The sequence below is a fragment of the Bradyrhizobium sp. SZCCHNS30572 genome, from assembly GCF_032484415.1.
GTDB lineage: Bacteria > Pseudomonadota > Alphaproteobacteria > Rhizobiales > Xanthobacteraceae > Bradyrhizobium.
In genome coordinates, this window is the sequence record NZ_JAUESY010000015.1 from 134,322 (window position 1) to 149,647 (window position 15,326).

The following is a 15,326-nucleotide window of genomic DNA, read 5'->3' on the forward strand; positions in this document are numbered from 1 at the left end:
ATTCATGACCACGATATTCGGCACATCAGGTAACGACACGCTCATCGGCACCTCGTCGGCAGACTCCATCTACGGCCAGACCGGCGACGACACGCTGATTGGTGGGCAGGGCAACGACACGCTGCAGGGCGGACTGGGCAACGACACCTACATCTTCAACCGCGGTGACAGCCAGGATACGATCTTCGACAATGGCGCCGGTAGCGGTGAGGTCAACACGCTGCAGTTCGGGTCCGGGATCACGGCGGGCCAGGTCACCGTCAAGGAGTCCGGTACCGGGGATCTGGTGCTGAGCATCACCGGAACGACCGACAAGATCACCTTGCGCAGTCAGCTGCTCTCGGCGGCTGGGGGCGTCGATCAGGTCGTGTTTGCCGATGGCACGATCTGGAATCGGGCCGCGCTGCTGGCGCTCGCGACGGCGCCGACGAGCGGCAACGATACGTTCTATGGCGACTACAACGCCAATACGCTGAGCGGCGGTGCGGGCAATGACACACTGTCGGGCGGTGCCGGCGACGATACCCTGATCGGTGGGACCGGCAATGACACGCTGTCGGGCGGAGCCGGCAACGACACCTATGTGTTCAACGTGGGTGATGGCCAGGACACGATCACGGACAATGGGGCGGCGAGCGGAGAGACCAACACGCTGCAGCTCGGCAGCGGGATCCTGCCTGCGAACGTGGTGGTGACCGAGGCGAATGGCGGCGGCGATCTCGTGCTTACCATCAGCGGCACCACTGACAAGGTTACGTTGAAGAACCAGCTGGTCTCGGCCACCGGCGGCGTCGATCAGGTCGTGTTCGCCGACGGAACGGTGTGGACGCGCGCGGCGCTGCTGGCGCAGGCGACGGCGCCGACGAGCGGAAACGACACGTTCTATGGCGATTATCTCGGCAACACGCTGAACGGCGGCGCTGGGAACGACACGCTGTATGGCGCGGGAGGCGACGACGTTCTGGCTGGTGGCACCGGCAATGATGTGTTGGTCGGTGGCACTGGCAATGATACCTATCTGTTTAATCTCGGCGACGGACAGGACACGATCTTCGACAACGGCAGCTCGAACAGCAGTGAGGTCAATACCCTGCGGCTGGGAACTGGCATTGCCGTCGGCTCTGTGACAGTGACCGAGGCCAATGGCGGGCGCGACCTGCTGCTCTCGATCGGCGGAACGACGGACAGCATTCTGCTGCAGAACCAGCTGGTCGCCAAGACCGGCGGCGTCGACCAGGTCGTATTCGCGGACGGCTCCGTCTGGAGCCGGGCGGACCTGCTGGCACATGCGACACTGCCGACCGCGGCGAACGCCACCCTTTATGGCGACTACGCCGACAATGTCCTGACCGGCGGAACTGGGAATGATACAATCTATGGCGCGGCCGGCAACGACACGCTCGCCGGCGCCGGTGGCAACGACTATCTCGAGGGAGGCGTCGGCAACGATATCTATCTGTTCGGTCGCGGCGGCGGCAACGACCGCATCAACGACAATGGCGCGGCGGCCGATGTGGACCGGCTGCAATTCGCCGCGGATATTGCGCCGGCCGACATCGTGGTGACGCAAGCCAATGGCGGGCAGGATATCGTCCTGAGCATTGCCGGGAGCAGCGACAGCGTGCTGCTGAGCAATCAGCTGATCGGCACCACCGGCGGCGTCGATTTCGTGCAGTTCGCCGACGGCACGGTCTGGGACCGTGCCGCGCTTCTCTCGAAGTCGCTGGTGCCGACCAGCGGCGACGACGTCCTGGGTGGCGACGACGGGGCGAACATCCTGACCGGTGGCGCCGGCAATGACCGGCTGATCGGGCGGGGCGGCGCCGACACCTACGTCTATACGCTTGGGGATGGCGTCGACATCGTCGACGATCAGGCTAGCAGCGACGGCGATACGGTTCTGCTGCATGGCATCGTGCCCAGCCAGGTTCATATCGTGCGCAGCGGCGACAATGCCCTGCTGCTGTTCGAGGCGGATCACAACAGCCGGCTGACATTGGCGGGCCAGTTTGCCGGCACGGGAACGATCGAGCAGATCGTCTTCGACGATGGTACGGTGTGGTCGAGCGCCGACATCCTCGCTGCGGCGATCGGCGGAACCGACAATGTCACGCTCGGCATGAATGCCGCCGAGACGATCGTGGGCTCCGGCGTCAATGACACGATCGAAGGGCTGCGTGGCAACGACGTGCTGCAGGGCGGCGCTGGTGACGACACCTACATCTTCAATGCTGGCGATGGGCAAGACACGATCATCGAGGCCGGGGGGACCGACACTCTGTCTTTCGGCCGCGGCCTTGCCGCGAGCGATGCGATCTTGCAGGCGGTCGGCAACGATCTTTACGTGCGATTCCGGAACTCGACAGACTCTGTTCTGGTCCAATCGGCCTTCGCCAACTCGTCGTCCGTGGTCGAGAACGTCCATTTCGCAGACGGTACGACTTGGAATCTCACGAAGCCGTTGACGTTCACCTATATCGGCACCGATACGAACACGGTGCTGACGGGCAGTTCGTATGGAACCAACATTTTCGAACTCGGACCCGGCGGTGACACGGTCACAGCAGGTTCGGCCAACGATGTCATCATCTTCAAGCGAGGTATTGGCCACGCCACGGTGACACTGACCGGAACCGGAGCCGCGCTCAAACTGGCAGCCGGAATCGCCCAATCCGATGTGAGCGTCCAGACTGCCTCCAACGGTGATGTGACAGTCGCGCTCGCGGGCAGCAATGACAGTGTCACCTTTAACGGGGCGTCCGCCAAAGGCCTGAATACGATCGGGTTCAGCGATGGAACGAACTGGCGCCTGATCTACGGCACGTCCGGCAACGACACTTTGAACGGCGGGTCTGGAGTCGACTTTCTCAATGGCGGCCAAGGCGACGATCAGCTCAGTGGCGGCGCCGGCTCCGACACGTATGTGTATAAGGGCGGTGACGGCAACGATACGATCATCGATGGTGGTACGTCGGACGGCAGCATCGACAAACTCATGCTGGTCGACATCTCGCCGTCGCGGGTCTCGCTGACGCGCAACGGAAGCGACGTGGCCCTGGTGATCGCGCCGAGCACGGCGGGCGGCAATGACGGCGGCTCAGTATTGCTGAAGGCCGAACTCGACTGGCAGAATATTGAGCAGATCGTCTTTGCTGACGGGACTGTCTGGTCGCCGTTGACCCTGTTCCAAATGCTGGTCTCGGTCGGGGGGACTTCGGGCAATGACACGCTCGTCGGGACGAATGGATCAGATATCCTGGCAGGTGGGCTGGGCGATGATCAGCTTGATGGCGGCGCTGGATCGGACAGCTATCTCTACAATGTCGGTGACGGCAATGATACGATCATTGACGGTACCGCGTTCGACGGCTCCAACGACAGGCTGGTTCTGGGGGCGGGGCTGACGGCCTCCAATCTCGTGATCAGCCGCAACGGCAGCGACGTGACGTTGAGCTTCACCGACCAGGCAGGCTCCGTCCGTATGGTGGCGTTTGACAGCGGCGCCAGTGTCGGCCTGGAGCAGGTGGTGCTCGGCGACGGCACGGTGTGGAGCAAGCAGCAGGTTGAGAGCGCCTACATCGCGCAGCAGATCGCGGCCGGCGCGACCACGATCACCGGTTTCGATCAGAACAACGACGTAATCGTCGGCACCAGCGGTAGCGACACCCTGTATGGCCTCGGCGGCAACGACACGCTAACCGGCGGGCGCGGCGACGACACGCTGGATGGCGGCAACGGCTCCGACACCTACGTCTACAATGCCGGCGACGGCAACGATACTATCATGGACGGGACCGCGTTCGACGGCTCCAACGACAGGCTGGTTCTGGGAGCGGGGCTGACGGCCTCGAATCTCGTGATCAGCCGCAATGGTAGCGACGTGACATTGAGCTTCACCGACCAGGCAGGCTCGGTCCGCATGGTGGCCTTCGACAGCGGCGCCAGTGTCGGCCTCGAGCAGGTGGTGCTCGGCGATGGCACGGTATGGAGCAAGCAGCAGCTGGAGAGTGCCTACATCGCGCAGCAGATGGCTGCGGGCGCGACCACGATCACCGGCTTCGATCAGAATAACGACGTGATTGGCGGGACCAGCGGCAACGACACGCTGTACGGCCTCGGTGGCAACGACACACTGTCCGGCGGACGCGGCGACGACACGCTGGATGGTGGCAGTGGCTCCGACACCTACGTTTACAACGCCGGCGATGGCAACGATACGATCATTGACGGGACCGCGTTCGACGGCTCCGACGATCGGCTGGGTCTGGGGGCAGGGCTGACGGCCTCGAACCTTGTGATCAGCCGCAACGGTAGCGACGTGACGTTGAGCTTCACCGACCAGGCGGGCTCGGTCCGCATGGTGGCGTTTGACAGTGGCGCCAGTGTCGGCCTCGAGCAGGTGGTGCTCGGCGACGGCACAGTGTGGAGCAAGCAGCAGCTGGAGAGCGCCTACATCGCGCAGCAGATGGCGGCGGGTGCGACCACGATCACCGGCTTCGACCAGAACAACGACGTGATCGGTGGAACCAGCGGCAACGATACGCTGTATGGCCTCGGTGGCAACGACACACTGACCGGCGGACGCGGCGACGACATGCTGGATGGCGGCAGTGGCTCGGACACCTACGTCTACAACGCCGGCGATGGCAACGACACGATCACGGATGGCACCGCGTTCGATGGATCGAACGACAGGCTGGTTCTGGGGGCGGGGCTGACGGCCTCGAACCTCGTGATCACCCGCAGCGGCAGCGACGTGACGTTGAGCTTCACCGACCAGGCGGGCTCGGTCCGCATGGTGGCGTTTGACAGCGGCGCCAGTGTCGGCCTCGAGCAGGTGGTGCTCGGCGACGGCACGGTATGGAGCAAGCAGCAGCTGGAGAGTGCCTATATCGCGCAGCAGATCGCGGCTGGAGCAACGAACATTACTGGCTTTGACCAGAACGACGACGTGATTGTCGGGACCAGCGGCAACGACACGCTGTATGGCCTCGGCGGCAATGACACGCTGAGTGGGGGCGCCGGAGATGATTACCTGAACGGCGGCAGCGGAACGGATACTTACATCTACAGTTCGGTGGGTGGTAATGATGTCATTGACGACAGTACCAGCGGCAACGCGCTGGTGATGCAAGGCATTGCCTCCAGCGCGGTAGCCTTGAGTCGGCCGGGCAACGGCGCGGATCTGGTCATTCAGAACATCTCCACGGGCAAGACGATCACTGTGAAAGGCCAATTCAGCAACGGGACCCTCTCTACAATCAGCTTCGCCGACGGTGCGAGTTGGAGTCAGGCCCAGGTCCTTGACCTCGTGTCGGGAGGCAGCGACGCAAACGCCTATCTGTTCAACGCTGGAAGCGGCCAAGTAACCGTTGCGAATACGATCACGACCATCCGGATGGGAACCGGGATCTCGTCATCCGATCTCTACTTCCAGGCGAACGGCAATGGCGACCTGACGATCCGGTTCAGGAACAGCAGCGACGTCATCACCGTGCCGCGGGATCTCACCGTGCAGCCCTGGGGCGTTTCCAGCGCCATCATCCGCATCGCCTTCAGCGACGGCACGGTTCTGCCAGTCGGGCAGCCGGGCGCGGGGGTGGGGGCGCCGCTGACCTTCACGTGGATCGGCAACAGCAATGGCTTCGATCTAGGAAACACCAATTTCGGCTCGAACGTCTTCGAGGTCTCCGCGTCCGGCAATCTTGGCTTCGGCAACTACAGCAACGGCGTTGCCGGCACCAATACAATCAAGTTTGCGGCGGGCTCAGGCGCGCTGTCGGTGTGGCCCGGCGCGAGCAAGGGTACGCTGCAGTTCGGCACCGGCGTCACAGCGCAGGACGTGCTGTTGCAGGCCAACGGCAGCGATCTGATCGTCAAGTTCCGCAACAATGCAAGCGACAACATTCTTGTTCACTCGGACCTGACGGTCAGTGGCGGCGTGGCCTCCAGCTCGATCAACAGCCTGGTATTCAGCGACGGTACCTCGATCGCCCTGGGCGGTTCGGCGTCCGTGCCGATCACGTTCACCTGGGTGGGAAAAACCAACGGCTTCGATCTCGGCAATACCAACTTCGGCTCGAACGTGTTCGAGGTCTCCGCATCCGGCAATCTTGGATTTGGCAACTATAGTAACGGGGTGGCCGGCACGAATACGATCAAATATGCGACGGGCTCAGGCGCCCTGTCGGTGTGGCCTGGGGCAAGCAAGGGCACGTTGCAATTCGGCACTGGCGTCACGGCGCAGGACGTGCTGCTGCAGGCTAACGGCAGCGATCTGATCGTCAAGTTCCGCAACAATGCGACTGACAACATTCTCGTTCACTCGGACTTGACGGTCAGCGGCGGCGCCGCCACCAGCTCCATCGACAAACTGGTTTTCAGCGACGGCAGCTCGATCGCCCTGGGTGGTACAGCGTCCGTGCCGATCACGTTTACCTGGCTCGGCAACACCTCGTCGACCACGCTGTCCGGCTCGGCCTACGGTTCGAACGTCTATGAAATCAGCGCTAGTAATGTCTCGGTCAATTTTGCAAATGCGGCGTCGGTGGGAGGCGCCAACACGTTGCTGTACAGCCGCGGCGTCGGACGGACCGACATCAATCTGAACGGCGCGACGGGCACGATCAATTTGGGGGCAGGCATCTCTGCGCAGGATGTTTACGTCCAGGTCGAGAATGGCGCCGACCTGATCCTTCGTATCCGGAACGACGACACCGACAAGATTGATATTCACGGCGATCTGACGAGCACGGGAGGCATCCAGACGCTGCGGTTCGCCGACGGAACAGTGTGGTCGAGGCAACAGCTGCTCGCGCTGGAGACGACAGGTACTGCCGCCAACGACGTTCTCTGGGGTTCGCTGGGAGCCGACATATTCGACGGCAAGGGAGGTAATGATGTCGCGCACGGGCGCGGCGGCAACGACATCTTCGTGTTCAACACCGGATATGGCCAGCTTGAGATCGACGAGACCGACAGCTCGAGCACGGCGGCCAATGTGCTGTCCCTCGGGACCGGAATCCGGCCGTCCGACGTGTCGGTCGCTACATCCTCGAACGGCAACGACTGGATCCTCACGATCGGCAGCAATGGCGATCTGATCAGGATCGACAACATGGTGCAGTCGAGCACCAGCGGCGTCCAGCAAGTCCGGTTTGCCGACGGCACCGTCTGGGACCGAGCGGCGGTCAGGGACGCATCTCAGACCTTTACCTGGAATGGAAGCAGCAGCAATCCAACGCTGGTCGGAAACGCCACGGGATCGAACATCTTCGTGCTTGGTGACGGAGCCGAGACGGCATTCGGCGGCACCCGCACCAACCTGTTCCGGACATCGTCGACAACGGGGCAGGCCACCATCAATCTTTCGGCCACACTTGGTGCGAAGAACCAGGTCGATTTCGGCAGCGGGATTACGGCGCAGAAGCTGTGGTTCACACAATCGGGCAATAATCTCGTGATCGCCGTGCTCGGGACTACGACACGGGTGACGGTCGCGAATTGGTTTACCGGCTCCGCCAGTCAATTGCAGACCATCACTGCAGGAACGACGGTCCTCGATGGCAGCGCGATCGGGACTCTGGTTCAAGCGATGTCGGCCTATGCGGTGGCTCATCCGGGCTTTGATCCGGCGTCGGCCTCGCAGGTCCCGGGCGATTTGGCGGTGCAGAGCGCAATAGCGGGAGCGTGGCACGGTCAACAAGGATTCGTCGCCAAGTTTTTTGCTCTGTCCTCCGGACCGTCGCAACTATCGGACATCAACTGGGGGGCTGCGCCGAGCTTCGTGACGACAGTGTCCCAGATCTCGGGTACCGCAGACGCAGCCTGGCCAGCCTCGTCGCACGTCAATTTCGCGACGGCCTACCAGGCCAACCTCACCATCACGACGGCTGGAACCTATACGTTCAGCCTCGCTTCCGACGACGGCTCCGCACTCTACATCGATGGCGTGCGGGTCGTGAACAATGACGGGCTGCACGGCAATAACACGGTCTCCGGCCAGGTGACACTGGGGATCGGGTCGCATGCGGTCGAGGTTCGCTACTTCCAGAATGGAGGCGGCGAGGTCGTGACGCTGACGGCGCCGGCAGGAGCAAACAGTTTTGCAACTGCGACCGGCAGCCTGATCTTTGCCGGAAGCTACGGCAGCTATCGATTTGCCGCCGATGCCTTCGGCGATGTCTTGATCCTGGACACTCGTGCAGGCGCATCGGGAGCCAATTCCGCGGTCGGCCTGACGCAGCTGATCTTTGCTGACGCAGCGATCGGGGTCGTCTCGGGAACGGCGGGCGTCGATGCGCTGAGCGGCTCCGCGGCCAACGAGATATTCGTCGGATCCGGAGGCAACGATGTGATCGTCGGTGGGGGCGGGGTTGATACGGCCGCATTCTCCGGCAACTTTGCGAACTACACGGTATCTTTGAATTCGGCTAATCAGGTCGTGGTCAGCGACCTGCGCAGCGGCAGTCCGGACGGAACCGACACGCTGTCCGGCATTGCTTCGCTCGGATTTGCCGACCAGCAGGTGCAGCTCGTGGTCGGGACCGGCTCTACCGGCACAGCAGGTTCGGCTACGCTGGCAGGAACAGCTAGCTCTGAAGTTTTTGTTGGCGGCGCCGGCAATGACACGTTTATCGGTGGCGGAGGAAACGATCGGTATCTGTTCGGCGCGGGCCAGGAGACGATCGTGAACGGAACTGCGAGCAGCTCTACCGCCAGCGGACAGCTAGCTTTCGGAACGGGCGTGACGGACAACGATCTCTGGTTCCTGCAGTCCGGCAACGATCTGCAGATCGACCTGCTCGGCACGACTCAGAACGTCACGATCAAGAACTGGTTTTCGGCGCCATCGAACCAGCTGCAGGAGATCACCGCCAGGGGTCTCAAGATTGACAGCCAGATCTCGCAGCTGGTCCAGGCCATGGCGAGCTATTCGTCTAGCCATGCGGGCTTCGATCCGACCAGCGCAGGGAGCCAGGCAGCGTCCAGCGACCCGAGCTTGCAGGCATCGATTGCGGCCGCTTGGCACGCGTAGAGAGTGAGGTACACGGAGACGAAAGCTGGCTCGCTCGACTCGTCGGGCGCACCAGTTCAATCTCAACTCGGCCTGCTTGCCGACGTGCCTCCGGATCCTCTGCTGCCGGCCATGCCAGCAACTAGTGATTCTGCAGGATGGCGAACACCTCAATCTCGGCGCCAAACGAGGGGGAAGTAAGTCCCTCGTCGACTGTCGCGGCAAGCCAGCTACGATCGTTGACAAGACTCACCTTCATCGCGATGACGGCGGCACTTCCTCGCCTCTGGGGACGCCCGTCCAAAACGCCGTTTCCATCAGCCGGCCCGGGCACATCTGTCATTTATAACTTGTTAACCAGCGTCCATTTGTCCGTGCGAGGAGATCGATGCGAACGTGTTTTTTACTCCGCCTTAGACGCCCTCCCGTATTCAGGTACAGGTAGCGCAAAAGTATCGGTATCGAAGTGGGTTGCGCGCGCTGCTCGGAAGGCAGAAGTACAACATGTGCGAGCAGACGTTACCCGGGCGTGAGGTGCTGGCCACGTCGGCTGCGACCGATCAGCCGCCGTCGCACCACTTGGGAACTTACGCGTTCCTGATCTCTCTTTTGAGCGTTTTCTATCTTTCCAACGCATCACTCGTCCTAAGTCATTACGACCTTGGCTGGCATCTTGCCGCTGGCGACTTGATTCGAACCGAAGAGCGCATCCCCTTCCAGGATCCCTGGTCGTTCACCCTCGGGACCCAACAGTGGTTCAACCTCTCGTGGCTATGGGACGTGGTTGCCAGCACAATCTTCAAGTTCAGCGGATACGCAGGTCTTGTTGTCCTCGTCTTGGTGTGCGGAATCCTGATCGCTGGATATCTCACGTCGGCTTGCTTGCGAAGTGGCGCTTCCGCGTTCGCCGCCTGCATCGGGACATTTGCGGTTTGCCTGCTGTATCCCTCCTACGATACGGCGCCTAACAGCTATCTCGCAGCATCTCCCAACATCGCGACCATGGTATTCAGCGTGGTCTTCTACCGGGAGTGTTTGCGGCCGACCAAACTGTTGTTGCTACCCTTGCTGATGGTGCTCTGGGTGAATTTGCACGGTGGATTCGTGCTTGGCTTCATGATCCTCGCTGTCTTCGGTGGCGGGGCCATTCTCCGAGGTGACTGGAACAACTTAAGGGCCATCGTAGTGGCTGGTTGCGGCTGCCTAGCCGCTACCTTCGTCAATCCGCTCGGCTGGAAAATCTACAAAGGCGTGGCCGCTACCTTGGGACACTTTGTTCAGGGACATATTGGAGAGTGGCTTCCCTATTCTCACAATGTCGAAATTCCGGGCAGCCTTCCCGGAATGGCCTACATTATTGTGTTCATCGCGCTGGAACTGCGGTACGGCGTAACGGCGAAAATCCGCGCTGAGCACCGCATTCTGTGTTGGGCATTTCTCGCGCTCGGACTTTCCCAGTTTCGATACATGTCATTCTTTTTCATCTTTTCGACGGTGCCGGTGGCTCTTCATCTCGATCGGCTTCTTCCCACTCGGCTGCCCAAGCCGCAAATTCAGCGCGCGCTTCTGACTGCAGCGCTCGTTGGCGCATGTGTCCTTCCGGTTACTTTTATCCGAGTACAGCCGGCTTTGGCATTGCCAAACATGTTGTCGGAGCAGGACGCCGAATACCTGGAGAAGCATTTTGCGCATGCGCGGGTGCTTAACCATTGGAATGTTGGAGGATATCTGATCTTCCTTACCCATGGATCAGTCCGGCTCTTTGTCGACGGCCGAGCGGCCACGGCTTATCCTGATGAGTTGCTCCGCGACTACTTCAAGCTCGTGCATTGGGAGGTCGATGAAGCCGCCTGGGATGAGGTGCTCGAGAAGTACCATATCGATGCTGTCGTGTGGCTTAAGGGGCATGATGAATTGAGGCAGTTCCTCGTAGGAAAGCGAGGCTGGACTGAGGACCATATCGGGAAGTACGAAAGTGTCTATGTCAGGCCCGCTGTCGCGCGCTGACGTGGCGCCGAGGGATATCGCCAGGTACTGCATCCCCCGGAGCGGCAGAAGCTCATGCGCATTTGCGTAGAAAGTTGACGGCGAGGTTTCCACCAACGCCCGCTCTGCTTCACCGATCTACTCCAGGGCTCTCGCTCACCGGCCAAACGATTGTAAAGCGTGGTTTCGTTGCTGCCGTAGCCTAGAGATCGCGCGGCGTTATATCCCCGCGCAAAAGCCGCGGCACAGGTTCCACAATGGTACGCAACCGGTGAGAGAATTGTGTCCAGCCAGATCTACCAAAATGCCCTCTCATGAATCCGGCCGCTCTGCAAATGGCTTCAGAACGCGCCTCGTTTGTGACTCGTGAATCTCAGGATCTCCCCTTTCACACTACCTTAAGTTTTGTCCCGTAATTTTGCGGGGTGAGAGATCGGGTGATCTGCGGGCCACTGGCCGCCGGGTTAAAGAGCCCTGCTTGAGAGATGTGCCGCGATCAGCTCCCTGGGAATGCGATCCAATGTTCCGTGCTTTCGTCAGATGTTGCGCTCGCGATCGTCAAAAGAGCTTCGTTGAAGGAAACGATGGCCTGCAGGCATGAAAGCCGACGAAGAAAGCCTCGCGTGGCAAACACTCAATCTCAATTGGCTGCCAATCGCTCTGTTTGGCGCGGCGCTGTTGAGTGCCTTGACGTACTCCGACTTTTCCTTGGAGCCAATGGGTTTCGGAGTTCTCGTTGCTATTGCGATTTCGCTTGCGAGTATTGCGTATGGTTATGCCCACATCAGGCAGGCTTCTGCGGATCCTAAACTTGTCTTCTGGTTTGGTGTCACAGCTCAGATCATATTGCTCACGGCGATCGCTGGCCCTCTTAGTTATGTCGCAAACGCGATGAATTGGCCCCTACAGGATCAGAGCCTATTGTGGATCGACCGCGCAATTGGGTTTGATCCCCAGGGGATTGCAGCGTTTTTCAATGCCCACAGCTGGATCGTGCACTACTTGAAAGTTGGATACGGCTTCATCAAGTGGCCCCTGCTCGCGATCCCGATCGTTTTGGCGATGGGATCGCGGTTCTTGCGACTTCAGCAATTCGTGCTGACGTTGAGCGTTGCACTCGCTGTAACGATTGTCGTGTCCGCCTTCATTCCGGCCATAGGGACCTACTATGGTCTGGGATTGTCGCCGGGCGAGCAATTCCCGAAGGTTGACTCGACAAATTACGCGGCGCAGCTTCGGGATATTTTCGCGTTACGAGATGGGTCGTTACGACAGCTCGACGTGCTCAGGCTAGCGGGCATCGTATCATTCCCAAGCTTCCACACGGCGTCGGCAGTTCTTTATATCTGGGCTTTGTGGCCGATCCGAGTTTTGCGGCCGGCGTCGATCGCGCTCAATACCTGGATGGTTGCCGCGACGCCCCTGATCGGTGCGCACTACATCATCGACCTCATCGGAGGCGCCGCTGTGGCTGGCGGGTCTATCGTGATGGTCAAGCACTTCTTGAGATCTGTATTTGTCAGGTCACAGCGCCGCACGCAATGGCCCGCTTATTGGCCGTCCGCTATGCCAAACGCAGGATCTTCGTCGGAGTAAATCCGGGTCACATCTTGGTGGCGCTGCCAGATGGGCCGCGTTGGGGCCGGCGGGAGCGACGAATCGGCTCGATATCTGCAGCTCGCGGACCACTTGAACCCGATGGGCTCAGTGCTGTGCAGACGTTGTGCAGTTCGACGCGGTGCGTGCTGCTCCAGTTAAACTCGGTTGTTGATGCTGCGGAAACCAGTGGGCTCACCATGTCAGACGCCGTTTCGGGTTCAAACTCGGTTGCAAGCCAGGGCAGAGCAAGAGCCGTCGGCGTTCTGATCCTGGTGCTGGGGCTTACTGCGGCGATGGCGTTCAAGCTGCTCTCGATCAGGGGCGGCGTTTTCGACGCCATGTCGACCGATGATGCGATGCGTCTTGTCGAAATCCGGGATTTTCTCGACGGCCAGGCCTGGTGGGATCTCCGGCAATACCGCCTGGGTCCATCCGGCGTGCTTATGCATTGGTCGCGGATTGTCGATCTGCCACTAGCTATATCGATCCTGACCTTGAAACCTTTGATCGGTCCGCTCCATGCGGAAGCGGTAACGCTGTTCGTCTGGCCAATACTTCTGCTTCTCGTGGCTCTCGTGCTCGTCGGGACGATTGCCTACCGTATGAGCGAAGGCGTCGCGGCCTCATCGCTGGGCGCAGCTGTGCTGGCTATGCTGGCAGCGCCAGCATTGATTCACTTCAAGCCGGGCGCGATCGATCATCACAACGTGCAAATCGATCTCTTGCTCCTGATGCTTCTCTTTGCGATCCAGGCCGATCGAAGCGCGACCAGGGCGGCGCTCGCAGCGTTGACCGGATCTGTGTCGCTCGCAATCGGAGTTGAGATCCTGCCGGTGATCGTCACGATATGCGGTGCCATGGCGGGTCTTTTCGTCTGGCGTGGTGGAGAGGTTGCGCGCGAAGTCTCGGCCTTTGCTCTCGCGCTAGCCGCATCATCGGCGGCTCTCGGATTTGCGTTGGTTCCGGCAGAGGAACTAACGTTGCCCGTGCTTGACGCGTTCGGGGGCCCGCTGCTTTTGTTGACCGTGGGCGGGAGCGTTGGCCTGGTGCTAATGGTTGGAATTGAGCGTTACCGATCCTCGCTATGGCTGCGTGTTGGCACTGCGACCGGAACCGTGATCGCCTTGCTCGGTGCGTTCGTCCTGCTTTTTGCGCGATCGCTGGTGTTGCCGTATTCGCAGCTTGATCCGCTGGTCGTTTCTCTATGGCTCGATCATGTTCAGGAGACCGTATCCCTGGCGGAGATGATCCGGATCGGTCCAGAGGAAGTACTCGGCTTTTACGCGTTTCCTCTTATAACAATGGCAATCGCGGCAGCGGCATTTTTGCGAGCCAACCCGGTTGATCGATTTCGGTGGGGTGTTGGTGTCGCTGCCCTCGCGACGTTGATTGCGATCAGCGTGTGGGAAATGCGCGGAACAGGCGGGGCTGCCATGGCGGCAGCGCCAATATTCGCCGCAGCCGCCGTCTTCATCTGGCCATCGCTTGCCCAGACAAGCAGCCTCGTTTTGGTGGCGTTCGTCTTGTCTCCGGTCATGTTCGCGGTACTTGGAAATTGCGCGAAACCACTGATCGATTCGATGGTAGAGCCGACTGAAATGGTATTTGAACCTGACGAGTCCCGATGCCAAAGTGTTTCGGATGCCGAGCCTATGGGGCTATTGGCGAGAGGACGCGTCATGGCGCCGATCGATCTCGGCCCGGCCATATTGGCTGCGACGAAACACGCCGTGTTTGCGGCCCCATACCACCGGAATAACGATGGCAATCTCGCGATGCTCAAGCTCATGCTTGCGCCAGCGCCGGTTGCGCATCAGATGCTACGAGATTACCACGTCGATTATGTGGTCACGTGTCGGACATCTCCAAATCGTAACGTTATTGAGCGCGCTCCGGATGGCTTAGAATCATTGTTGGCTCGAGGCGAAGTTCCTGAATTTCTCGAGCCATTGGGACTCGCATCCTCGTCCAAAATCGCGGTTTGGCGTGTTCGGGGGTGATGGCCCAACTCCGGTAGCTTAGGTTTGGCGCAGATGAAGTCAAGTTGCTCACGCAACTGCCCGTATTCTGATCCGTCCCGTCAATACTGCGTCCACTACCCGGTCCGTGGGTGCGCGCTCTCGATCTCGCGGCCGCATCGGCGCGAACTCGGTAGCAATTGGGTATCCTCTTGAAGCGAGAGGACTCAGGAAGGTTGAGCACCAACTCGCACAATGAAGCTTCGGTCCGCGCGCCTGCGCGCGGTACTGGGGCGCGGACCAAGGACCTTGAGCGGCCCTGGGTATATGAAGAGAACGCGATCGCGGGACATTGCAATGCCAGCTGGCAGCGGGGTGTCGGCACGACGCATGGGTGGATCTCGCGCGTGCGCGAGTCTTGCGCCTCCCCGCAACCACTTCTGTCATAACTCACTCACCGTCCCGGTCTAACCGCTGGGACGGACTCCGGGAATGAGGGATCCCGACGGCCCAGGTTCGGCTGCGCGCAGCCGCTATCTTTGGGGTTCATCGAGAGTGAAGGACAGACGTCCTCTCGACAGAACCTTGCCTTTACTACGAATCGGAGGGGCGGACGTTCGAATCGTTCCCGGCGCGCCATCGACTGCCCTAGGGGAGGATCGTGTCCCCAAGCGTGGTGTAGCTGGCGGCCCACCGCGTTCGCCGGCTGGAGCCGGGCCTGTCAGCTGGCGATAGCCGTGAGGCTGACGTTCGGATCATCGCTCAAT

The 15,326-nt window shown here is 60.6% G+C and carries 4 protein-coding genes; all 4 read left to right on the top strand.

What is annotated here, in order from left to right; genetic code table 11:
• The first annotated feature begins 4 nt into the window (after positions 1-4).
• The 4 genes from QX048_RS34710 to QX048_RS34725 all read left to right on the top strand — a co-directional run bounded on the left by QX048_RS34710 (position 5) and on the right by QX048_RS34725 (position 14,601).
• Positions 5-9,037 carry a calcium-binding protein gene (locus QX048_RS34710; RefSeq protein WP_315716588.1) on the top strand — a complete coding sequence of 3,011 codons (9,033 nt, stop codon included), beginning with the start codon at positions 5-7 and terminating at the stop codon, positions 9,035-9,037.
• A 483-nt stretch (positions 9,038-9,520) separates the two neighbouring features.
• The gene (locus tag QX048_RS34715; RefSeq protein ID WP_315716589.1) at positions 9,521-11,023 is read left to right on the top strand and encodes a hypothetical protein; all 1,503 of its coding nucleotides are present in this window, start codon (positions 9,521-9,523) and stop codon (positions 11,021-11,023) included.
• Between the two features lie 576 nt (positions 11,024-11,599).
• A complete protein-coding gene (locus QX048_RS34720) occupies positions 11,600-12,598 on the top strand; it encodes a phosphatase PAP2 family protein (protein ID WP_315716590.1) in 999 nt (332 codons plus the stop codon).
• Between the two features lie 146 nt (positions 12,599-12,744).
• Positions 12,745-14,601: a hypothetical protein gene (locus QX048_RS34725; protein WP_315729359.1), complete on the top strand. Its 1,857-nt coding sequence runs from the start codon at positions 12,745-12,747 to the stop codon at positions 14,599-14,601.
• Positions 14,602-15,326 lie beyond the last annotated feature (725 nt).